Genomic DNA, 21,308 nt, shown 5'->3' with positions numbered 1-21,308 from the left:
AGCCCTTCCGAAAGTTTCCGTTCCCGGCAGCAGAGGGCCTTGTCCCTCCCGGGAATGAGCTGGGGCTCTCAATGACTGTGAAGAAGGTGGTCTCCCGCCGCGCCGCCGCGAGTCCTCCGCCATCGCGCTCCGTGGAGGACGACTCGGACACCCTGGACTCGCGCCAGCTCCTGCGCGTGCTCACCGCCGTGCGCAAGGGCGACTTCTCCGTGCGCATGCCCGTGGACAAGGTGGGAAACGCCGGCAAGGTGGCCGACTCGCTCAATGAAATCATCGAGCTCAACGAGCGCATGGCGCACGAGTTCGAGCGCATTGGCAGCGTGGTGGGCAAGGAGGGCCGCATCACCCAGCGCGCCAACGTGGTGAGCGCCGTGGGCTCGTGGGCCGACTGCGTGGAGTCGGTGAACACGCTGGTGGCGGACCTGGTGCAGCCGACGACGGAGATGGGCCGCGTCATCGGCGCCGTGGCCAAGGGTGACTTGTCCCAGACGGTGGCCCTGGAGGTGGATGGCCGTCCGCTCAAGGGCGAGTTCCTGCGCACCGCCCGGCTGGTGAACGGCATGGTGGAGCAGCTGGGCGCGTTCGCCTCGGAAGTGACGCGCGTGGCGCGCGAGGTCGGTACCGAGGGCAAGCTCGGAGGTCAGGCCCGGGTGAAGGGCGTGGCCGGTACATGGAAGGACCTCACGGACAACGTGAACTCCATGGCCTCCAACCTGACGTCCCAGGTGCGCAACATCGCCGAGGTGACCACGGCGGTGGCCAAGGGGGACCTGTCGAAGAAGATCACCGTGGACGTGCGCGGCGAAATCCTGGAGCTGAAGAACACCATCAACACGATGGTGGACCAGCTCTCGTCCTTCGCCTCGGAAGTGACTCGCGTCGCGCGTGAAGTCGGTACGGAAGGAAAGCTGGGCGGACAGGCCGTGGTGAAGGGCGTGGGCGGGACGTGGAAGGACCTCACGGACAACGTGAACTCCATGGCCTCCAACCTCACGTCCCAGGTGCGCAACATCGCCGAGGTGACGACGGCCGTCGCCAACGGAGACCTCTCCAAGAAAATCACCGTCGACGTGCGCGGCGAAATCCTGGAGCTGAAGAACACCATCAACACGATGGTGGACCAGCTCAACTCGTTCGCGTCCGAGGTGACTCGCGTCGCTCGCGAGGTCGGCACCGAGGGCAAGCTGGGCGGTCAGGCCGTGGTGAAGGGCGTGGCCGGTACATGGAAGGACCTCACGGACAACGTGAACTCCATGGCCTCCAACCTGACGTCCCAGGTGCGCAACATCGCCGAGGTGACGACGGCCGTCGCCAACGGAGACCTGTCGAAGAAAATCACCGTCGACGTGCAGGGTGAAATCCTGGAGCTGAAGAACACCATCAACACGATGGTGGACCAGCTCAACTCGTTCGCGTCCGAGGTGACTCGCGTCGCTCGCGAAGTGGGTACGGAAGGCAAGCTGGGTGGACAGGCCGTGGTGCGCGGCGTCGGTGGCACGTGGAAGGACCTCACCGACAACGTGAATTCCATGGCCTCCAACCTGACGGCCCAGGTGCGCAACATCGCGGACGTGACGACGGCGGTGGCAAAGGGCGACCTGTCGAAGAAAATCACGGTGGATGCGCGCGGCGAGGTGCTGGAGCTGAAGAACACCATCAACACGATGGTGGACCAGCTCTCCTCGTTCGCCTCGGAGGTGACGCGCGTCGCGAAGGAGGTCGGCACCGAGGGCAAGCTGGGCGGGCAGGCCGTGGTGCGCGGCGTCGGTGGCACGTGGAAGGACCTCACGGACAACGTGAACTCGATGGCCTCCAACCTGACGTCCCAGGTGCGCAACATCGCCGAAGTGACGATGGCGGTGGCCCGCGGAGACCTGTCGAAGAAAATCACGGTGGACGTGCGCGGCGAGATTCTGGAGCTGAAGAACACCATCAACACGATGGTGGACCAGCTCAACTCGTTCGCGTCCGAGGTGACCCGCGTCGCTCGCGAAGTCGGTACGGAAGGAAAGCTGGGCGGCCAGGCCGTGGTGCGCGGCGTCGGTGGCACGTGGAAGGACCTCACCGACAACGTGAACTCCATGGCGTCCAACCTGACGGCGCAGGTGCGCAACATCGCCGAGGTGACGACGGCCGTCGCCAACGGAGACCTGTCCAAGAAAATCACCGTGGACGTGCGCGGCGAGATTCTCGAGTTGAAGAACACCATCAACACGATGGTGGACCAGCTCAACTCGTTCGCGTCCGAGGTGACTCGCGTCGCGCGCGAAGTGGGTACGGAAGGCAAGCTGGGCGGTCAGGCCATCGTGAAGGGCGTGGCGGGCACGTGGAAGGACCTCACGGACAACGTGAACTCCATGGCCTCCAACCTGACGGCGCAGGTGCGCAACATCGCCGAGGTGACGACGGCGGTGGCTCGCGGAGACCTCTCCAAGAAAATCACCGTGGACGTGCAGGGTGAAATCCTGGAGCTGAAGAACACCATCAACACCATGGTGGACCAGCTCTCCTCCTTCGCCTCGGAGGTGACGCGCGTCGCTCGCGAAGTGGGTACGGAAGGAAAGCTGGGCGGACAGGCGGAGGTGAAGGGCGTGGCGGGCACGTGGAAGGACCTCACGGACAACGTGAACTCCATGGCCTCCAACCTCACCACGCAGGTGCGCGGCATCGCCAAGGTGGTGACGGCGGTCGCCAACGGTGACTTGAAGCGCAAGCTCGTCGTGGACGCGAAGGGCGAAATCGCGGAGCTGGCGGACACCATCAACGGGATGATTGACACGCTGGCGGTGTTCGCCGACCAGGTGACGACGGTGGCCCGCGAGGTGGGCATCGAAGGGAAGCTGGGCGGACAGGCGCGCGTGCCCGGCACGGCCGGCATCTGGCGCGACCTCACCGACAACGTGAATCAGCTCGCCGCCAACCTGACGACGCAGGTGCGCGCCATCGCCGAGGTGGCCACGGCGGTGACGAAGGGTGACCTCACGCGGTTCATCACCGTGTCCGCGCAGGGCGAAGTGGCCGCCCTGAAGGACAACATCAACGAGATGATCCGCAACCTGAAGGACACCACGCGCAAGAACACGGAGCAGGACTGGCTCAAAACCAACCTGGCCAAGTTCACCCGCGTCCTCCAGGGGCAGCGTGACTTGCTCACGGTGTCCAAGGTCATCCTGTCGGAGCTGGCGCCGCTGGTGGACGCGCAGCACGGCGTCTTCTACATCTCCGAGCGCGCCGAGGCAGGGGAACAGATTCTCAAGCTGCTGGCGTCCTACGCGTACCGGGAGCGCAAGGGGCTCTCCAACACCTTCAAGCTGGGCGAGGGGCTGGTCGGCCAGTGCGCGCTGGAGAAGGAACCCATCCTCCTGTCCGACGTGCCGGACACATACATCCGCATCTCCTCCGGCCTGGGCGAGGAAGTCCCACGCAACATCGTCGTGCTGCCGGTGCTCTTCGAAGGTGAAATCAAGGCCGTCATCGAGCTGGCCTCGTTCCACCGCTTCAGCGACGTGCACCTGGGCTTCCTGGAGCAGCTCACGGAGTCCATCGGCATCGTCCTCAACACCATCGCCGCGAACATGCGCACGGAGGCGCTGCTCAAGCAGTCGCAGGCGCTCACCGACGAGCTCCGCAAGCAGCAGGAGGAGCTGACGGAGACGAACAAGCGCCTGGAGCAGCAGGCCACGTCGCTCCAGCAGTCCGAGGAGCTGCTCAAGCGGCAGCAGGAGGAGCTGCGCCGCACCAACGAGGAGCTGCAGGAGAAGGCGAAGCTGCTCTCCGAGCAGAAGACGGAGGTGGAGCGGAAGAACGGCGAGGTCGAGCAGGCCAAGCGCGCGCTCGAGGAGAAGGCGGAGCAGCTCAGCCTCACCTCCAAGTACAAGAGCGAGTTCCTGGCCAACATGAGCCACGAGCTGCGCACGCCGCTCAACTCGCTGCTCATCCTCAGCCAGACGCTCAGCGACAACGTCGAAGGCAACCTCACCGGGCGGCAGGTGGAGTTCGCCCGGACGATTCACTCCTCCGGCGCGGACCTGCTGGAGCTCATCAACGACATCCTCGACCTGTCGAAGATTGAGTCCGGCACCATGACGGTGGACGTGGGCCCGCTGCGCTTCAGCGACCTGCGCGAGTTCGTGGACCGCACCTTCCGCCAGGTGGCGGACAAGAAGGGCCTCCAGTTCGAAATCGACCTGGCGCGGGGCATGGCCGGCGAGGTGGAGACGGACGCCAAGCGGCTCCAGCAGGTGCTCAAGAACCTCTTGTCCAACGCCTTCAAGTTCACCGAGTCCGGCTCGGTGGCGCTCGACATCGGCATGGCCCAGGGAGGCTGGACGCCGGACCACCCGGTGCTCTCCACCGCGCCCTCGGTGGTGGCCTTCTCCGTGCGAGACACCGGCATCGGCATCCCCAAGGACAAGCACCACATCATCTTCGAGGCGTTCCAGCAGGCGGACGGCTCCACCGCGCGCAAGTACGGCGGCACCGGCCTGGGCCTGTCCATCAGCCGTGAAATCGCCAGGCTCCTCGGCGGCGAAATCCGGCTGGAGAGCGAGCCAGGCCAGGGCAGCGTCTTCACCCTGTACCTGCCGCTGGACTTCGTGGCGGACCGGCCGGGACAGCAGGACTCCTCTCGGACGGTGCCCGCGGCCACCGCCCTGGCCCACACGGCCTCGCTGGTGCCGCCGCTCCACCTGGAGGAGGTGGTGCCCCCCGTCTCGCTGGCGTCGCTGGGCATCGACGATGACCGGCTGTCCATCCAGCCCGGGGACAAGGTGCTGCTCGCGGTGACGCACGCGCCGGACCACGCGGCCCGGCTGCGCGCGGCGGCGCAAGGCGCGGGCTTCAAGGTGATTGTCTCCACGGAAGTGGAGGGCGCGCTGGACGCCGTGCGCAACGCGCGGCCGGTGGCCGTGGCGGTGGACCTGGACCTGCCGGAGATGGCGGGCTGGGTGGTGCTGGACAGGCTCAAGCACGACGCGGGCACGCGCGCGCTGCCCGTGTACACGGTGTCCGACGCGGACCACCGCGAGCGCTCGCTCAACCTGGGCGCCATCGGCCATCTGCGCGCGGCGGCGGACCCGGAGGCCGCCGCGGCGGCGCTGGCCTCCCTGCGCGACTTCGTGGAGCGCAAGGGCCGGGGGCTGCTCATCGTCGAGGACGACGCCGTGCACCGGCAGACGCTGCTGGAGCTGTTGGGCAGCGATGACGTGCAGACGGTGGCGGTGGGCACGGCGGCGGACGCGCTGGCCGCGCTTGCCGGGCGACGGTTCGACTGCATGGTGTTGGATCTGGGCCTGCCGGACCTGCCCGGCACGGAGCTCATCCGCCGCGTGCGCGAGGCCCATGGCGCGGGCGGACCGCCCATCATCGTCTACACGGGCCGCGAGCTGTCGCGCGCCCAGGAGACGGAGCTGCGCCGGGTGGCGGAGGCCATCGTCGTCAAGGACGCGCAGAGCCCCGAGCGCCTCTTGGAGGAGACGAGCCTCTTCCTGCACCGCTCGCCGGCCAACCTGTCCGAGTCCAAGCGCCGCATGCTGGAGAAGGCGCGCGAGAGAGACCCGCTGCTCGTCAACCGCAAGGTGCTGGTGGTGGACGACGACGTGCGCAACATCTTCGCCCTCAACACCGTGCTGGAGCGCTACGGCATGAAGGTGGCCTTCGCGGAGAGCGCGCGCGAGGGGCTGGCGCAGCTGGAGACGGACCCGGACATCGAGCTGGTGCTGATGGACGTGATGATGCCGGAGATGGACGGCTACCAGGCCATGCGCGCCATCCGCCGCATGGAGCGCGTGGCGCACCTGCCGATTCTCGCCCTCACCGCCAAGGCGATGAAGGGGGACCGCGAGAAGTGCCTGGAGGCGGGCGCGTCCGACTACATCACCAAGCCGGTGGACATCGAAAAGCTGCTCAGCCTGCTGCGCGTGTGGCTGCACGCGCCGCGAGGCGTTTCGGTGCGAGGCCCGCGCACGGAGGTCTCCGGGTGAGCGCGGCGGCGTCGGCGGCGGCCCTGGAGGCGCTGGAGGCGGACCTGCTCCTGGAGGGCGTGGCCCGCCACTGGGGCTTCGACCTGCGCAGCCACTCCCGGCCGCAGTTGCTGCGGCGGCTGCGGCGCCACCTGCGCGAGGAGCGCCTGGAGTCCTTCTCCGCGCTCCAGGCCCGCGTGCTGCACGACAGCGAGGCGCTGGAGGGCCTCCTGCGCGCGCTGTCCAGCACGCCCACCAGCCTCTTCGCGGACGCGGCCTTCTTCCGCGACTTCCGCGCGCGCGTCGTCCCCGTGCTGCGCACCTGGCCGTCCGTGCGCGTCTGGCACGCGGGCTGCGGCACCGGAGAGGACACCTATGCCCTGGCCATCCTGCTGCACGAGGAGGGCCTGTGGGGCCGCTGCCGGCTCTACGCGTCGGATGCCAGCGAGGGGCTCCTGGCGGACGCGCGCACCGGAGTGCTGCCGCTGCCCGGCGAGGACGACGCGCGCCGCCACGCCGAGTCGGGCGGGAGGGGCTCGCTGTCGGACTACTACACGCGCGACGGCAACTGGGCGCTGCTCCAGCCGAAGCTGCGCGACGGCATCTTCTTCACCCAGCACAACCTGACCATCGACGGCTCGTTCAACGAGTTCCACGTCATCCTGTGCCGGGACACGCTGTTGTCCTTCAACCGCGCCCTGCACAACCGCGTGCACGCGCGGCTGTACGAGAGCCTGGCCCGCTTCGGCTTCCTGTGCCTGGGGCGCAAGGAGTCGCTCGCGCGCACGCCGCACGCCGCCGCCTACGAAGAGCTGGAGGGCAGTGGCCACATCTTCCGGAGGGTGACATGAGCGTGGGCCTGCTGGTGGTGGGGGCGCCCCGGAGCGCGGGGGCGGACGTGGAGACGCTGCTGTCCATGCTGCCGGCGCACCTGCCCGCGCCCGTCGTCGTCGTGCTGCACCGGGGGCCGCATGACGTGCTGGCCCCGCCGCTGGGCCGCCGCTGCGCGCTGCCGGTGGTGGAGCCGGACGACAAGGACGACCTGGTGCCCGGCCGCGTGTACCTGGCGCCGGGCGGCTACCACCTGCTGGTGGACCGGGGCAGCGTGGCCCTGTCCGTGGAGCCCCCCGAGCACGGCTGCCGTCCCGCCATCGACGCCCTCTTCGAGTCCGCGGCGGACAGCTACGGCGCGGCCGCGGCCGGCCTGCTCTTCGCCGGCCATGACGACGGCCAGGAGGGACTGGGGCTCCTCCAGGCGCGGGGCGGACGCGTGGCCGTGGTGCGGGGCGAGTCCGAGAGCGGCGAGGGACAGGAGGGCGAGGTGGAGCGCCTGTCGCTCGCCGACGTGGGAGGGTGGCTGACGCGGCTGGCCTATGCGGCGCGCGGCCGGGTGCAGCCATGAGCTCCGCGTCCGCTCGCGGCCCGGTGCTCTCCCTGGAGCCCGCCTGCATCCTCCTCGTGGACGACCAGCCGGAGGGACTGTTGGCGCTGGAGGCGACGCTGGCGCCGCTGGGACAGAAGCTCATCACCGCGAAGAGCGGCCGCGAGGCGCTGCGCCACCTGCTCACCCAGGACTTCGCCGCCATCCTCCTGGACGTCGTCATGCCGGGCATGGACGGCTTCGAGACGGCCAGCCTCATCCGCGAGCGCGAGCGCAGCCGCAACACCCCCATCCTCTTCCTCACCGCCCTGTCGCGCGGGCAGCTCCCGGAGCTGCGCGCCTACGCGGTGGGCGCGGTGGACTACCTGCTCAAGCCCTACGAGCCGGAAATCCTCCGCTCGAAGGTGGGCGTCTTCGTGGACCTGTTCCGCAAGACGGAGCTGGTGCGGCGCCAGGCGGAGGCGCTGCGCGAGACGCAGCGGCGCGAGCACGAGAGCGAGCTGGCGGAGGCCCACCGGCGCATGGAGGCGGAGCGCTCCCGCGCGCGCGAGGAGCACCTGCGCCGGGAGATGGAGTCGCACCGCAACCAGCAGCGCTGGCTGGAGGCCGTCTTGACGGCGCTGCCCACGCCCCTGGCCCTGGTGGAGCCGGGCAGCGGCCACACCCTGCTGGCCAACCGGGCCGCCCAGGGACTGGCCGGTGGGTGTCTGGCATATCGCGAGGCGCAGGGCCTCCACGCGGACGTCATCGTCCGGGGACAGGATGGCAGCCCCCTGCCGCAGGAGGCGCAGCCGCTGATGCGCGCGGCCCGGGGCGAGACGCTCCAGGGCCTCCAGGTGGACTGGGAGCTGGGTGAGCAGCGCGGCTCGGTGCGCGCCTTCAGCACGCTCTTGCCGAAGATGTACGGGCGCCCGGAGACGGTGCTGCTGGCGCTGCTCGACGTGACGGGCCCCAGCGCCACCCAGCAGCTCGTCGAGGGCCTGCGACACCTGGTCCCCCTCGGCATGACCCCAGCGGAGCAGGGAGCCGGGCAGGGCCTCCCCGCGAGGCTCCGCGACCCACCGGAGGACCTCCCTTCACCCGAAGCTGAACACCCTCGTGCGGGAAAAGGTTGACGCACAAAATAATGGGCGCATGTTGGCCAGGTGAGCGACGCCGGACTCCCCCCGCGGGTCCAGCGCTTCATCACGACGCATATCGACTCCCTGGAGAAGCTGGAGGTGCTTCTCCTGCTCCGCGCCCATCCGGGACGGGAGTGGACCGCGTCATCGGTGAGCCTGGAGCTGCGCATCACAGAACTCTCCGCGGCCGCGAGGCTGACGGACCTCACCGCGCGCAAGCTGTTGGTGAGCGACGGCGGAGCCGCGCCCGTCTATCGTTTCAGTCCCGCGAGCTCGGAAGACGCGCAGGCGGTGACGGAGCTGGCGGCGGTGTACGGTGCGCGGCGGGTGAGTGTCATCTCCTTCATCTTCTCCCGGCCGTTGGACAAGGTCCGGGGCTTCGCTGAAGCCTTCGTGCTGAAGAAGGACAAGGACGGCGACAATGGCTGAGGCGGTCTACATCCTCTGTGCCTTGACCAGCGTGGCGTGCGCGGTGCTGCTCCTGCGCGCGTGGAAGAGCAGCCAGTCCCGGCTCCTGTTGTGGAGCGGGCTGTGCTTCGTGGGGCTGGCGGTCAGCAACGTGCTGCTCTTCGTGGACCTGGTGATTCTGCCCACCACCATCGACCTGTACATGCCGCGCCTGCTGACCGGGCTGGCCAGTGTCTCCGTCCTGCTGTACGGCCTCATCTGGGACGCCTCGTGAGGTAGCTCGCCCATGCTCAGGTCCATGCTCAACGGCGCGGCGGCGATGGGGTGGATGGCGTGCGCCTTGTTCTTCCTGCGCTTCTGGAAGCAGTCGCACGAGCGCCTGTTCGGCTTCTTCGCGCTGGCGTTCACGCTGCTGGGGGCGAACTCGGTGGCGTCCGCGCTGATGGAGTCGATGGACGAGCGCCGCTACTACCTCTACGTGGCGCGGCTTGTCGCCTTCCTCATCATCCTCTACGCCATCTGGGACAAGAACCGCGCGGGTCGACGCGGCTGATGTCGCGGGCCTCACGCTCGCGCCGCGTTCAGTGGTGAGGGGCGGCGTGGGTGGTTTTCCTGCTCGCACAGGAGAACCCGCACATGCGTCTGAGTCGCCGTGGCTTCCTTCGTCTCTCCGCGCTCGGAAGTGGAGCGCTCGCCTGGGGCCCGTCGTTCTGGAGGGACGCCTATGCGGCGCCGGCCCAGCCGGGCGCCAGTCCCTATGGGGCGATGTCCGGGAGCCCTGACGTCAACGGGCTGCGACTGCCGGCGGGCTTCACCTCGCGAATCGTGGCCCGCTCGGGACAGGCGGTGGGGAACACCGGCTACGTGTGGCACCCCGCGCCGGATGGCGGCGCCTGCTTCCCCCGGCCCGACGGCGGCTGGGTGTACGTGTCCAACAGCGAGGGCAACCCCGGAGGTGTCGGAGCGCTGCGCTTCAACGGCGGTGGGAGCGTGGTGGCGGCGTACCGCATCCTGGCCGGCACGCGGATGAACTGCGCGGGGGGGCCGACGCCCTGGGGCACGTGGCTGTCGTGCGAGGAGCACGGCGGCGGGCGCGTCTGGGAGTGCAACCCGGTCAAGGCCTCGCAGGGCGTGGTGCGCGACGCGCTGGGGACGTTCCCCCACGAGGCGGTGGCGGTGGACCCGGACGGTGGCCGGCTCTACCTGACGGAGGACCACCCGAGCGGGCGGCTGTACCGCTTCACTCCGTCCGCGTGGCCGGTGCTGGCGGCGGGCACGCTGGAGGCGGCCCACGTGACGGGCGATGCGCTGACGGGCGCGGCGATGGTGCGCTGGGTGCGGTGCGCGACGGACAGGTCCGCGTCGCTCCAGCCCGACGTGGCGGCGCGGACGACGGGGTTCAACGGCGGCGAGGGATGCTGGTACGACAGCGGCGTCGTCTACTTCACCACCAAGGGGGACAACCGCGTGTGGGCCCACACGCCGGCCACGGGGAAGCTGGAGGTCCTCTACGCCGCGTCCCTGCACCCGGGCTCGCCGCTGTCCGGCGTGGACAACGTGGTGGTGTCCCGCTCGGGTGACCTCTTCGTCGCGGAGGACGGCGGCAACCTGGAAATCTGTCTCATCACCCCGGGCCCCCAGCGCATCGTCGCCAGCTTCCTGCGCGTGCGGGGCCACGCGGGCTCGGAGCTGACGGGGCTGGCCTTCAGCCCGGATGGACGCAGGCTGTACTTCAGCTCGCAGCGCGGGACGACGAACTCCATCAACGCGGGCGTGACGTTCGAGGTCTCCGGGCCCTTCCGCTGAACCTTCCCGCGCCGCGTGCCTTGACGACGAGGGAGGGCCTCTTGCACAACCGGAGGCATGTCCGTGACTCCACTTCCCCGCTTCACGCCCCGCCGCGCGCTGGGCCGCACCGGCTTCGTCGCCACGGCGGTGGGCATCGGTGACATCGCCGACCGCTCGGCGCCTCGCGAGGTGCTCGTCGCCACGCTGCGCCGCGCCCTGGACGCGGGGCTGAACGTCATCGACACCGCGCCCAACTACGAGGAGGGGCTGAGCGAGGAGGTGGTGGGCGAGGCGCTGCGCGGCCGGCGCGAGCACGTGTTCCTCATCGACAAGGTGGACGTGCTCGACGCGCCGGTGGCGCCGCAGGTGGAGGCCAGCTTGAAGCGGCTGGGCCACGCGACGGTGGACCTGTTCGCCTTCCACGCCGTGTCGGAGCTGGCCGCGTGGGAGCAACTGGCCGCGCCGGGCGGAGGCCTTGCGCAGCTGGGCCGGTGCGTGAGCGCGGGGCAGGCGCGCTTCCGGGGCATCTCCAGCCACCACCCGGACGTGCTGCGCGCGGCGGTGAGCTCCGGGCTGTGCGACGTGGTGATGTTCCCGCTGGGGCCCTTCGTGGACGCGCGCTACGTGGAGGACGTGCTGCCGCTGGCGCGCTCGCGCGGCGTGGGCGTGGTGTCGTTCAAGACGTTCGGCGCGGGCAAGCTCCTGGGCGACACGGAGGGGTATGGCCGGCCGCTGGAGCTCCGGCCGCGCGGCAAGGTGGGCTCCGGCGGACGCGAGGACCGGGACGCGCCGCTCCTGCCGCACCTGAGCGTGGAGGAGTGCGTGCACTACACGCTGTCGTTGGACCCGGACGTCATGTTGATGGGGATGAGCCACCCCAACGAGCAGGACGCGGCGCTCGGCGCGGCCCACTCGGCGCGTCCCTTGTCCAGGGAGGAGCTCACCGACGTGCGCGAGCGCGCGAAGGCCGCCATGGAGGGCAAGGGCGGCGTGTGGTGGAACCCGCCGACGGCCGCCGCCGCGCGCTGAGTCCGCGTCCTCCCAGTCCCGAGTCATTCCGTACGCGCGGTGTCCGAAGCGGGGCTCGCGAACGGGACTCAACGACTCACCGGTCCGACACTGGACAGTCTCCCTGTCCGCGAAGACAGACAGCATTGTTGACACCTCCGGGACGTCTCTAGCCTCGGGGTCCGATGTCGCGCGGCGCTTCTCTTCCAGCGTGGTCTGCCTCCATGTCCGCCGAGTCCGGTTCGTCCCCTGACGCCTCCTCCGATGACGCCGGGAACCTCCGCCGCATCGAGCCCTCCCCCGAGCTCCACGCGCAGCCGCCGATTTCCCCGGAGGACGCGCGCCTGGTCTTCCTGGCCCGCGCGGGCGAGCTGTTGGGCACGTCGCTGGAGTGGCGCACGGTGCTCCACCGGCTGGCGGAGCTGGCGGTGCCGGTGCTGGCGGACTGGTGCGCGGTGGACGTCATCTCCGAGGACGGGCGCGTGGAGCGCGTGGCCGCGGCGCACCGGGAGCCGGAGCAGGTGGCGCTGGTGCACGAGCTGGCCCGGCTGTGGCCCGTGGACCTGGTGTCACCGGGTGGCATCTCCGAGGCCCTGCGCACCGGCCGTCCGGTGGTGCTGCCGGTGGTGACGGACGAGCCACTGCCGGGGCTGGTGCGAGCCAGGGCCCCACTCGACAACGTCCGGAGCCTGGGCAGCCGGGCGGCGCTCATCCTGCCGTTGGTGGCGCGAGGGCGGGTGCTCGGCGCCCTGTCCCTGGTGCGAGGTGACAGGGTGGCCTCCTTCGATGCGCCGGACGTGGACGTGGCGATGGAGCTGGCCCGCCGCGCCAGCCTGTCCATGGACAACGCGCTCCTGTACGAGGAGGCGCGCGCGTCCCAGTCCTTCTCCTCGCGGCTGCAGATGGTGACGGCGGCGCTGTCCCGCGCGGCCACCGCCGAGGACGTGGCGCGGGTGCTGGTGCGCGACGGACTGGAGGCCTCGGGCGCGACGCGCGTCGTCGTCCTTGCGCTGACCGATGAGGGCTGTCTGCGCGCGCTCGGCGCCATCGGCTACTCGCGGGACTGGATGGACGCCATCGACGGGCAGCGGGTGTCGGGCCTGCCCATGCTGGCGCTGGCGATGGAGCGGCGCGAGGCGCAGTGGTTCTCCCGGCTGGAGGACATCCTTCCTTTCGCGGGCATCGTCGGAGAGGACCTGTCGGCGCTGGGCGAGGGGGCGAGCTCCATCCTCCCGCTGCTGACGGAGCGGGGCCTCCTGGGGTTCGTGGGGCTGGCGTGGAGCGCGCCGCGCGCGTTCGCCCCGCTGGAGCGCTCCTTCCTGGAGGCGATGGCCCACCAGTGCTCGCAGGCGCTGGAGCGCGCGGCGCTGTACGGGACGCTGCGCGAGCGCGGCGAGCGGCTCCACCACGCGCTGCAGATGGGCAAGGAGGCCGAGGAGCGGCTCTTCTTCCTGCTGGAGGCGAGCCGCGCGCTGGCGGAGCACCTGGACGATGTGGAGTGGACGCTGGAGCACGTGGCCCGCGTGGCCGCGAGCAGCGTGGCCTCCAGTTGTCTGGTGGAGCTGGTGGGGCCGGATGGCTCCCTGCGGTGCGTGGCGTCCGCGCACCAGGAGCCTTCACGCGATGCCTCCGTGCTCTCCGTGCTGGGCGGAGAGGGCGCGCTGTCCCTGTCGCGCGAGTGCTTCCAGTCGGGAGAGCCGCGCTTCGTGCCGGACGTGGACGCGGCGCTGTGCGAGCGGCTGTCGGAGAGCTCCGAGCACCAGCGCGCGCTCCTGGAGGCCTTGAGGCCCGCGTCGCTCCTGGTGGTGCCGGTGCGCACGCGCGGGCGCACGCTGGGCGTCATCACGCTGGGCACGTCGCCGCCGCAGCGGCCCCTGGCCATGTCGGACGTGTCGATGATGGAGGAGCTGGCGCGGCGGGTGGCGGTGGCGCTGGAGAACGCGTCGCTGTACCGGGACGCGCAGGCGGCCGTGCGGCTGCGGGACGAGTTCCTGTCGGTGGCGAGCCACGAGCTGAAGACGCCGCTGACGAGCCTCAAGCTCCAGCATGGGCTCATCGACCGGGCGCTCGGCGTGGAGTCGCGCGAGAAGGTGGCGCCCCGGTTGTCCACGGCGATGCGTCAGGTGCAGCGGCTGGCCTCGCTGGTGGACCACCTGCTGGACGTCAGCCGCGTGTCGCTGGGACGGCTGGCGCTGGAGCCCACGGAGGTGGACCTGGGCCAGGCGGTGCGCGACGCGGTGGAGCGGATGGAGGAGGTGTTCGCGGTGGCGGGGTGCTCGGTGAGCGTGGACATTCCGGCGCCGCTCCAGGGCCGGTGGGACTCGCTGCGGTTGGACCAGGTGCTGGTGAACCTGCTCACCAACGCGGCCAAGTACGGCGCCGGCAGGCCCGTGCAGGTGACGGCCGCGGCGGAGGGCGAGGACCAGGTGCGGCTGTCGGTGCGGGACGAGGGCATCGGCATCTCCGAGACGGCGCTGCCGAGGCTCTTCGGTCGCTTCGAGCGCGCGGTGTCGGAGCGGCACTACGGAGGGCTGGGCCTGGGGCTCTACATCAGCCGGCAGATTGTCGAGGCGATGGGCGGTCGCATCGAGGTGGAGAGCCGCGAGGGCGTGGGCTCCGTCTTCACCGTGCACCTGCCTCGCGCAGCAGGGTGAGGGCGCGCTCCAGCACCTCGTCGCGTCCCGCGCGCAGGCCGCGCACGGTGGGGTGGACCTCCACGTCCGGGCGCAGCCCCACGCCCTGCACCGCGCGGCCGTCGGGTGTCTCGAAGCGCTGACCGGTGAAGAGCACGCAGACGTCGCCGGGCAGGCAGACGTTGGTGGTGTCGCCCACCGCGCCCGCCGTGGCGCTGCCCACCAGTCGCGCGCCGGAGGCCGCTTGAATCATCATGGCCGTGTACTCGCCCTGGCTCAGCGTCCGCTCGTCCACGAGCACGACGACGCGGCCGGCATAGCGCGGCTTGTCGCCTGCGGGCAGCGTGTCCGGGTGGCGCACCTCCCGCACCTCCCCCGCGGACAGCAGCGGGCGGGCGATGAACGCGGACGCCGTGGCGCCCCGGGTGTTGAGGCGAGGCGTCAGCGCCCAGGCGCTGCCCTGGGGATAGCCGCGCAAGTCGAGCACGAGGGCGCGCGTGTCCTTCATCGCCTCGAACATCCCGTCCACCGAGTCGGCGCGCAGCCGTCTCAGGTCCACGTAGCCCACGCCGCCGTCGAGCTGCCTCCATGGCGCGTCGTCCTGGATGGGAGGGCGGAGGAACGGGAGGAAGTCACGCGAGCGGGGCAGCCGCGATTCCTTCATGCGTCCATCCACGCCCTGGGTCATCACCTCCACGGGCTTCCCGTCCGCGCCCGCGAGCAGCAGGCTGGCCACGCGGGCGGCGCGGGCCGCGTCGTGCGAGGCGCCAAGCAGGGCGGAGAAGCGCGAGGCGCGCGTGGCCGCTGGCTCCCCGTCGATGGTCAACACCTCGTCACCCACGCTGATGCCGGCGGCGCGCGCGGCCTCGGGCACGGGCAGCTCCGCCACCAGGAAGCGCCCCTCCACCGCGCGCAGGACGAGCGGCGCGGTGGCCTCGGCGAGCGAGCGCAGGGGCTGGCCGTTCTCCGCGACGAAGACGTGGCCGTCGGAGACGCGCGCGGACAGCGCGTAGAGCACCTGCGTGTACGCGCGCGCGTCCCGGGCCGCGCGGGCCTGGCCGAGGAACTCCGGCAGCACCGCGTCCCAATCTCGCAGGGCCTTGGGGTCCGGGTGGAAGAAGCGCATCACGTTCCAGAAGCGGATGACCGCGAGCATCCGGTAGGGCTCGGACGGGTACGTCATGGCGGCGTACGCGTCATCGGGTCCGCCCACGGGGAGTCCCGAGTCCTTCGCCGCGACGCGCGCGGAGGCCTTCGGTGTGCCTGTGCGCAGCAGTCGGAGCGCGGCCTGGAACGCGGGGCCGGTGTCGCCCTCGTCCGCGCTGGCGGGCACGGTGACGTCCGCGCGCAGCCCCGACGAGCCGGAGGGGAACACCAGCTCCGAGGCGCGCACCACCGCGCGCTGGCCTCCGGGCAGGGACAGGGTGCGCGTCTTCACGGCGGAGGTCTCATCCAGCGCGCCTTGGGTGACGAGCCGCGTGCGCGGGGAGGAGAGCAGGGCGAGCAGCAGGGGCGACAGGGGCGTGCGGCCGTTGACGAGGAGGACCAGCGAGCGCTTCGGCGTCTGGGGCGCGGGCGTGAAGGTCCGCGCCAGCCGCGTCTCCACCGAGGCGCTGTAGCCCCCGGAGCTCGGCCCCACCTGCACGGGAAAGCCCGAGTACACGCGGAAGCGCTCCGCCGGAGCTGTCACCACGTCGGAGGGGAGCGAGCGCTCCAGGAAGCCCAGCGCCAGCTCCATCCAGACGGCCTCGTCGGGCCCGCTGGCGCGCAGGTCCACGACGACGCGGCGCGCGCGGGCGAGCTCCGGCCCCACCGCCGTCATCGCGGGATACAGCGCGTTGAAGTTCGTGAAGCGCCGATCCAAGTCCAACACCAGCACGTCACCGGACCAGCGGGAGAGCGGGCCTGAGGGCTCATGGGGCGCGGGCGGCGCGGAGGGCTCGGGCTCGACGCGGGTGAGCGGGTCCTCCATCCGGCGCAACAGCGTGCCCACCGACGCGGCGAGCGCCTCCGGAGTGCTCGAAGCGAGCGCGCCCGGGAGTGACTCCACCAGGGCCGCGTCCCAGTCCACCGCGCGGAAGGCGAGCGCGGGGTGCGCGTACTTCACCGTGCCCCAGACGCGCCCCAGGACGGCGGCGTTCTCCAGGGCCGCATCGGGCTTCACGCGCGCGGCGGGTGGCTCCGCGGCGTGTGCACGCCCCGAGACACCCAGGCCCAGCAGCACTCCGAAGACACAACCCATCCAGACGACTGGCGGCCGCCAGCCTCGCGCGTGTTCCACGTCCACCTCTCGATGACGGCCCCTGCCGCGCGCCAGACACCCTCTCCGCGAGAAAGGTTCCCACGGACGCGCGGTGACATCTGGACTCGTCCGCCCACACCCTGTCCGGAACTGTCCGCGCCTCCTGGATGGCGTGGCCGCGAGCCGCGGTCGCGGGTCTCTTTCGCGTGGTGGATGTGCTCGCGGGGGCAGGCGGTTGAGAGGGCCGGAGCCCTGGTTCCAGACGTGACGCACGTGCAGGTCCCGGCAATGGCCGTGGAGCACGAGCGCGCGAAAGGACTGTCGCCTGTCTCGGATGTTTCACGCACGCGACGCTCGACGCCCGTACACCCGGAACTGGAGAACGCTCATGCGAAGTCTGGATATCCTTGCGACGCCCGCGCTCGTCGCGGCCTTGTGCACGCTGCTGGTGAGCGGGTGCGGTGGCTCGCCCCGGCCCGAAGGTGATGCTGCACCGGGAGACCCCCAGACGGGCGGACTGGAAGGCGCATCGGGCTCCGAGGACGGTGTGCCCGGCCTGGCCAGACTGGCTGTCTGCCACATTCCTCCGGGCAATCCGGCCAACGCGCACACGATTGTCGTGGGCGCGCCCGCCGTGAAGGCCCACCTCAAGCACGGCGACACGCTGGGCGCATGTGGCGGCGCGCAGGACGCGGGCCCCGGCGGCGAGCCGGACGCGGGGCCTGGCGGTGAGCCGGACGCGGGCCCCGCGTGTGTCCCCACCGAGGGCGCTTGCGGCTCGAGCGCCGAGTGCTGCGAGGACCTGACCTGCACGTCGAGGGGTGTCTGCGAGCCGCAGATCGGCTGAGGTGTCTTGAGGAGTCCGTCCTGCTCATCCCGGGTGGGACGGCCCTCCCTCCGTGGTGACAGGGCGTGAGCACGCGCCTCGCGTGTGCCGTCTTCATCGGGCCGTGGACTCCCGGTCGAGGTCCTCCGAGCGATGCCCCCAAGGGCTCCCGCTCGGAGGCACTTCCCGTTTCCAGGTTCGCGCCGCACCGCACCCTGTGAACTGTCGCGCGGTGCCTTCCGTCGGCTCGTGCACCCTCGTCACATCTTTCGACTCAAGGAACCCAACCCCGTGCGTCTTTTCGAGGGGCGAGGGGGGCGGACTCCGGAAAGGCGAGGAACGTCTTCCGGAAAACACGACAGTGCGACAGAGAGAAAAGGATTCCCTGTAACGAGGCCGCCGAAAGCGAGGCTGGCGGTAATGTTTTCAACCGAATGGCTGTAGTTTCTGCGGAGAGAGAAGGGGACAATTTCAGCCAGACGGGAGGTGTTCTCCCGCCACTGTTCGGAACCCGAAGTCCTTCAAGGCCTTCCGCATGAAGATCCGGTGCCAGCGCGGTTGAATTCCGGGTGGCACATGGCTCGCAGATACTCGCCGCAATAGACCCCTGTCCCCGCCGGCTTCATCCCGCTCCCCGTGTTCCTCCAGAACGCCACCTGCTCTTGCGTGCCTTCGCACTCCGACCCGAGTGACTGCCCGACCTGGGTGCGTCCTCATCGGCCCACGCCCGCGGAGGGCAACACGATGCTGTACGCGGGGACTCCGCCGCCGATGTTGGTGGAGCCCACGCCAGTGCCCGCCACGCCCGCCAATTCGCTGGTGGGGCAGCAGCTGGGGCACTTCAAGCTCTTGAAGGAGCTGGGCCGGGGCGGCATGGGCACGGTGATGCTGGCCGAGCACGCGCTCATCCAGAAGCGCGTGGCCATCAAGGTGCTGCACTCGCACCTGGCGCAGGACCCGGACCTCGTCGCCCGCTTCCTGTCAGAGGCGCGCACGCTGACGGTGGTGCAGCACGAGAATGTCGTCGCGCTCTATGACCTGGACGTGCGCGACGGGCGCCCCTACCTCGTCATGGAGTACCTGGAGGGGCAGAGCCTGGCGGCCTTCGCGCAGGGGCCCCTGGCTCCTCCGGTCGTCGTGGACCTGCTGTCGCAGGTGTGTGACGCGCTGGGCGCCGCGCACGCGCACGGCATCGTCCACCGCGACTTGAAGCCCGCCAACGTCTTCCTGGTGCCGGGCCTGCTGGGCCGCCAGCGCGTGAAGCTGTTGGACTTCGGCATCGCCAAGCTGCTGTCGCGTCCCGCGGGGCTGCACACCACGGAAGTGGGAGTGCTCCTGGGGACGCCGGAGTTCATGGCGCCCGAGCAGTGCGGCGACGACGTGGTGGACGCGCGCACGGATATCTACGCGGTGGGCGTGCTGGGCTACTTCCTGCTCACCGGGCGCGTGCCCTTCGCGGGGCGCACGGCGGCGGAGGTGCTCATCGGTCACCTCCAGAAGCAGCCGGTGCCGCCGCACGAGGTTCGCCCCGGGGTGCCGCCCGCGCTGTCCCGCGTGCTCCTGCGCGCGCTGGCCAAGCGCCCGGCGGACCGCTTCGCCCAGGCCGCGGACCTGCGCGCCGCGCTGGCCACCGCGCTCGCGCCGGAACCCGAGCCCACCGTCCCCGGCTTCACCGCGCGGGTGCGCATGGCGGGCACGCCGCACTCGACGGAGCTGCGCTGCGAGTGGGTGGGCCGCGCCGGCATCTTCCTCCACACCCACGCGTCACCGCCGCCGCTCCTGTCCGACGTGGGCCTGCTCCTGCGGCTGCCCGGCGGTGAGCTGGCCTGCACGGGCCAGGTGGTGCGTCACGTGACGGAGGAGCAGGCCCGGGCGTGGCGCATGACGCCGGGCTTCGGCGTGCAGCTTCGCGACAACTCGCCGGCCTTCCATGAAGCGCTGGCGCGGGTGAAGTCTGGCGTGCGGCTGGAGCCGCCCACGCCTCCGCCGTCCCCCATGCAGGAGGACGCCGTGGCGGAGCGGGTGCTCCAGGGCTTCCGGGCCCGCCTGGCGGGTGACCACTACGCGGTGCTGGAGGTGCCTCGCGACGCCACCCCGGAGACGCTGCGCGCGGGAGCAAGCCGCGCGCGCGCCGCGCTGGAGCCGCTCAAGAGCCGCAACCTGTCCCTGGGCCAGCGCGCCCAGCTGGAGCGGGTGGGCGAGCGGGTGGCCACCGCGCTCCACGTGCTGGGGCATGTGGAGCGGCGGGTCGAATACGACGCGAGGCTGGGCAACGTGGAGGGCGTGGAGCGCTGCCTCGCCGCGGGCCTCACCGCCACCGCGCTGGAGCACTGCCGCCGCCGCTTCCTCACGGAGTTCCCCGGCCGCGACGGCCGAGCGGCCGTGCAGCGGCTGTCCGGTGACGCGCTCTCCTCGGTGGGCAGGCTCCAGGAGGCGCTCGCCGCCTACGAGCAGGCCGTGAGGATGGATCCGCTGGATTTGGAGGGCCTCAAGCGCTGGCGCGCCATGCGGGCCCGGCTGCGCAACACGCCCACACCGCGTTAGGCGGGCGGCCGGGCGTTGACGGAAGCACGGCGGTGTCTTGCGTCCCGGAGGGGCCTCCTCGTTAATCCAAGGGGACCCATGGCCTCCGACTCCGACGACTCGCTTCCTCCTCAAGGGCGCTTCACCCGGCTGCGCAAGCTGGCGGGCCTCTCCATGCAGGTGGGCACCGACGTGCTCAAGAGCAGCGCGAAGCGCCTGGCTGGCGGCACGCCGGAGCTGCTCAGCAAGAGCTCCGCGGAGAAGCTCGTCGCCACCCTGGGAGAGCTCAAGGGCGCGGCCATGAAGCTGGGCCAGGCCATCTCCATGGACCCGGACCTGCTCACCCCGGAGGTGCGGCAGGTGCTGGCGCGGCTGCAGAACCAGGCGCCCGCCATGTCCTACGACATGGTGACGCGCGTGGTGCGCCAGGAGCTGGGGGCTTCTCCCGAGGACGCCTTCCGCGAGTTCAGCAAGGAGCCGCTGGCCGCCGCGTCGCTGGGCCAGGTGCACCGCGCGGTGCTGGAGGACGGCCGCGTCGTCGCCGTGAAGGTGCAGTACCCGGGCATCGCCGAGTCGCTCACCCACGACATGGAGAACCTGGGCCTCGTCGTGAAGACCGTCTCGATGGCGTCGCGGCTGATGGACGGCTCCGCCTACTTCAACGAGTTCCGCGACGAGCTGCTGCTGGAGCTGGACTACCGCCGCGAGGCCTCGCTGGCGGAGGGCTTCGCGCGCGGGGTGGCGGACCTGAAGGACTTGTACGTCCCGAAGGTCATCGCCAGCCACAGCGCCGAGCGCGTGCTGACGCTGGAGTTGTTGGAGGGGCCCACCCTGAAGGACTGGGTGACCACCGTCGACTCCAACGATGAGCGCTTCCGTGTCTCGCGGCAGCTCATCCGCGCGACGTACGGGCCCTTCTTCGGCTCGGGCGAAATCCACGCGGACCCGCACCCGGGCAACTTCATGGTGATGCCGGACGGGCGGCTGGGGCTGTTGGACTTCGGCTCCATCAAGCGCTTCAGCCCGCGCTTCGTGGACGCCAACCGGCGCATGTTCCTGCACTCCATGCGGCTGGAGCCCATGGACATCCTCCGGCTGAGCCAGGAGGTGGGCTTCACCGTGGAGCTGCCCGGCGAGGAGGCCGCGGAGTTGATTCGCGAGGTGCTGCACATCGCCGGCAGGCCCATGCGGCTGACGCCGTACGACTACATGACCTGCGAAATCACCCGCGACATGCGCAACCACTTCACCCGCAACGCGGCGCGCTTCCTCAAAATCAAGCCGCCGCCGGAAGCGGTGATGTTCTTCCGCTCCACCGGGGGACTCGCGCAGAACCTGCGGCTCATCGGCGCGCGGGGTGACTTCCGCGGCGTCTTCCTGGAGATGGCGGAGCTGCTGAGCTGAAGCGAGGCGGCCCG

14 protein-coding genes are annotated in these 21,308 nt (G+C 70.7%); 13 read left to right on the top strand and 1 reads right to left on the bottom strand.

The window, feature by feature from the left end; genetic code table 11:
- Positions 1-71 precede the first annotated feature (71 nt).
- The 10 genes from LZ199_RS38630 to LZ199_RS38585 all read left to right on the top strand — a co-directional run bounded on the left by LZ199_RS38630 (position 72) and on the right by LZ199_RS38585 (position 14,320).
- Positions 72-5,981: a HAMP domain-containing protein gene (locus tag LZ199_RS38630; RefSeq protein ID WP_253998808.1), complete on the top strand. Its 5,910-nt coding sequence runs from the start codon at positions 72-74 to the stop codon at positions 5,979-5,981.
- Positions 5,978-6,811 carry a CheR family methyltransferase gene (locus tag LZ199_RS38625; protein ID WP_253998807.1) on the top strand — a complete coding sequence of 278 codons (834 nt, stop codon included), beginning with the start codon at positions 5,978-5,980 and terminating at the stop codon, positions 6,809-6,811. Before LZ199_RS38630 ends, LZ199_RS38625 begins: the two co-directional genes overlap by 4 nt.
- On the top strand, positions 6,808-7,362 hold the full coding sequence (locus LZ199_RS38620) for a chemotaxis protein CheB (RefSeq protein WP_253998806.1): 555 nt from the start codon (positions 6,808-6,810) through the stop codon (positions 7,360-7,362). Before LZ199_RS38625 ends, LZ199_RS38620 begins: the two co-directional genes overlap by 4 nt.
- Positions 7,359-8,456, top strand: a complete 1,098-nt coding sequence (locus tag LZ199_RS38615) for a response regulator (protein WP_253998805.1) — start codon at positions 7,359-7,361, stop codon at positions 8,454-8,456. Before LZ199_RS38620 ends, LZ199_RS38615 begins: the two co-directional genes overlap by 4 nt.
- 30 nt (positions 8,457-8,486) lie before the next feature.
- Positions 8,487-8,891 (top strand): hypothetical protein, encoded by a 405-nt coding sequence (locus LZ199_RS38610; RefSeq protein ID WP_253998804.1) that lies wholly within the window; start codon positions 8,487-8,489, stop codon positions 8,889-8,891.
- Positions 8,884-9,144 carry a DUF5985 family protein gene (locus LZ199_RS38605; RefSeq protein WP_253998803.1) on the top strand — a complete coding sequence of 87 codons (261 nt, stop codon included), beginning with the start codon at positions 8,884-8,886 and terminating at the stop codon, positions 9,142-9,144. The genes LZ199_RS38610 and LZ199_RS38605 overlap by 8 nt, the downstream gene beginning before the upstream one ends.
- A 12-nt stretch (positions 9,145-9,156) precedes the next feature.
- Positions 9,157-9,423, top strand: coding sequence for a DUF5985 family protein (locus tag LZ199_RS38600; RefSeq protein WP_253998802.1), 267 nt, complete (start codon positions 9,157-9,159; stop codon positions 9,421-9,423).
- Positions 9,424-9,506: 83 nt separating this feature from the next.
- Positions 9,507-10,676, top strand: coding sequence for an alkaline phosphatase PhoX (locus LZ199_RS38595; RefSeq protein ID WP_253998801.1), 1,170 nt, complete (start codon positions 9,507-9,509; stop codon positions 10,674-10,676).
- A gap of 57 nt (positions 10,677-10,733) precedes the next feature.
- Complete coding sequence (locus LZ199_RS38590) at positions 10,734-11,687, top strand: aldo/keto reductase (RefSeq protein ID WP_253998800.1); 954 nt, start codon at positions 10,734-10,736, stop codon at positions 11,685-11,687.
- 203 nt (positions 11,688-11,890) lie between these two features.
- A complete protein-coding gene (locus LZ199_RS38585) occupies positions 11,891-14,320 on the top strand; it encodes a sensor histidine kinase (protein WP_253998799.1) in 2,430 nt (809 codons plus the stop codon).
- Here LZ199_RS38585 and LZ199_RS46840 read toward each other — a convergent pair.
- Positions 14,289-16,580 carry a S41 family peptidase gene (locus LZ199_RS46840; protein WP_253998798.1) on the bottom strand — a complete coding sequence of 764 codons (2,292 nt, stop codon included), beginning with the start codon at positions 16,578-16,580 and terminating at the stop codon, positions 14,289-14,291. The two genes, LZ199_RS38585 and LZ199_RS46840, sit on opposite strands and share 32 nt — an antisense overlap.
- A gap of 349 nt (positions 16,581-16,929) precedes the next feature.
- Here LZ199_RS46840 and LZ199_RS38575 point away from each other — a divergent pair, with 349 nt between their 5' ends.
- The 3 genes from LZ199_RS38575 to LZ199_RS38565 all read left to right on the top strand — a co-directional run bounded on the left by LZ199_RS38575 (position 16,930) and on the right by LZ199_RS38565 (position 21,294).
- The gene (locus tag LZ199_RS38575) at positions 16,930-17,388 is read left to right on the top strand and encodes a hypothetical protein (protein WP_253998797.1); all 459 of its coding nucleotides are present in this window, start codon (positions 16,930-16,932) and stop codon (positions 17,386-17,388) included.
- Between the two features lie 645 nt (positions 17,389-18,033).
- Positions 18,034-19,911: a protein kinase domain-containing protein gene (locus LZ199_RS38570; RefSeq protein ID WP_253998796.1), complete on the top strand. Its 1,878-nt coding sequence runs from the start codon at positions 18,034-18,036 to the stop codon at positions 19,909-19,911.
- Between the two features lie 78 nt (positions 19,912-19,989).
- On the top strand, positions 19,990-21,294 hold the full coding sequence (locus tag LZ199_RS38565) for an ABC1 kinase family protein (RefSeq protein ID WP_253998795.1): 1,305 nt from the start codon (positions 19,990-19,992) through the stop codon (positions 21,292-21,294).
- Positions 21,295-21,308: the final 14 nt, after the last annotated feature.

This window comes from Myxococcus qinghaiensis (genome assembly GCF_024198215.1).
Taxonomy (GTDB): domain Bacteria; phylum Myxococcota; class Myxococcia; order Myxococcales; family Myxococcaceae; genus Myxococcus; species Myxococcus qinghaiensis.
Note: the sequence above shows the minus strand (reverse complement) of the source record. Positions and strands in the feature narration are given on the sequence as shown.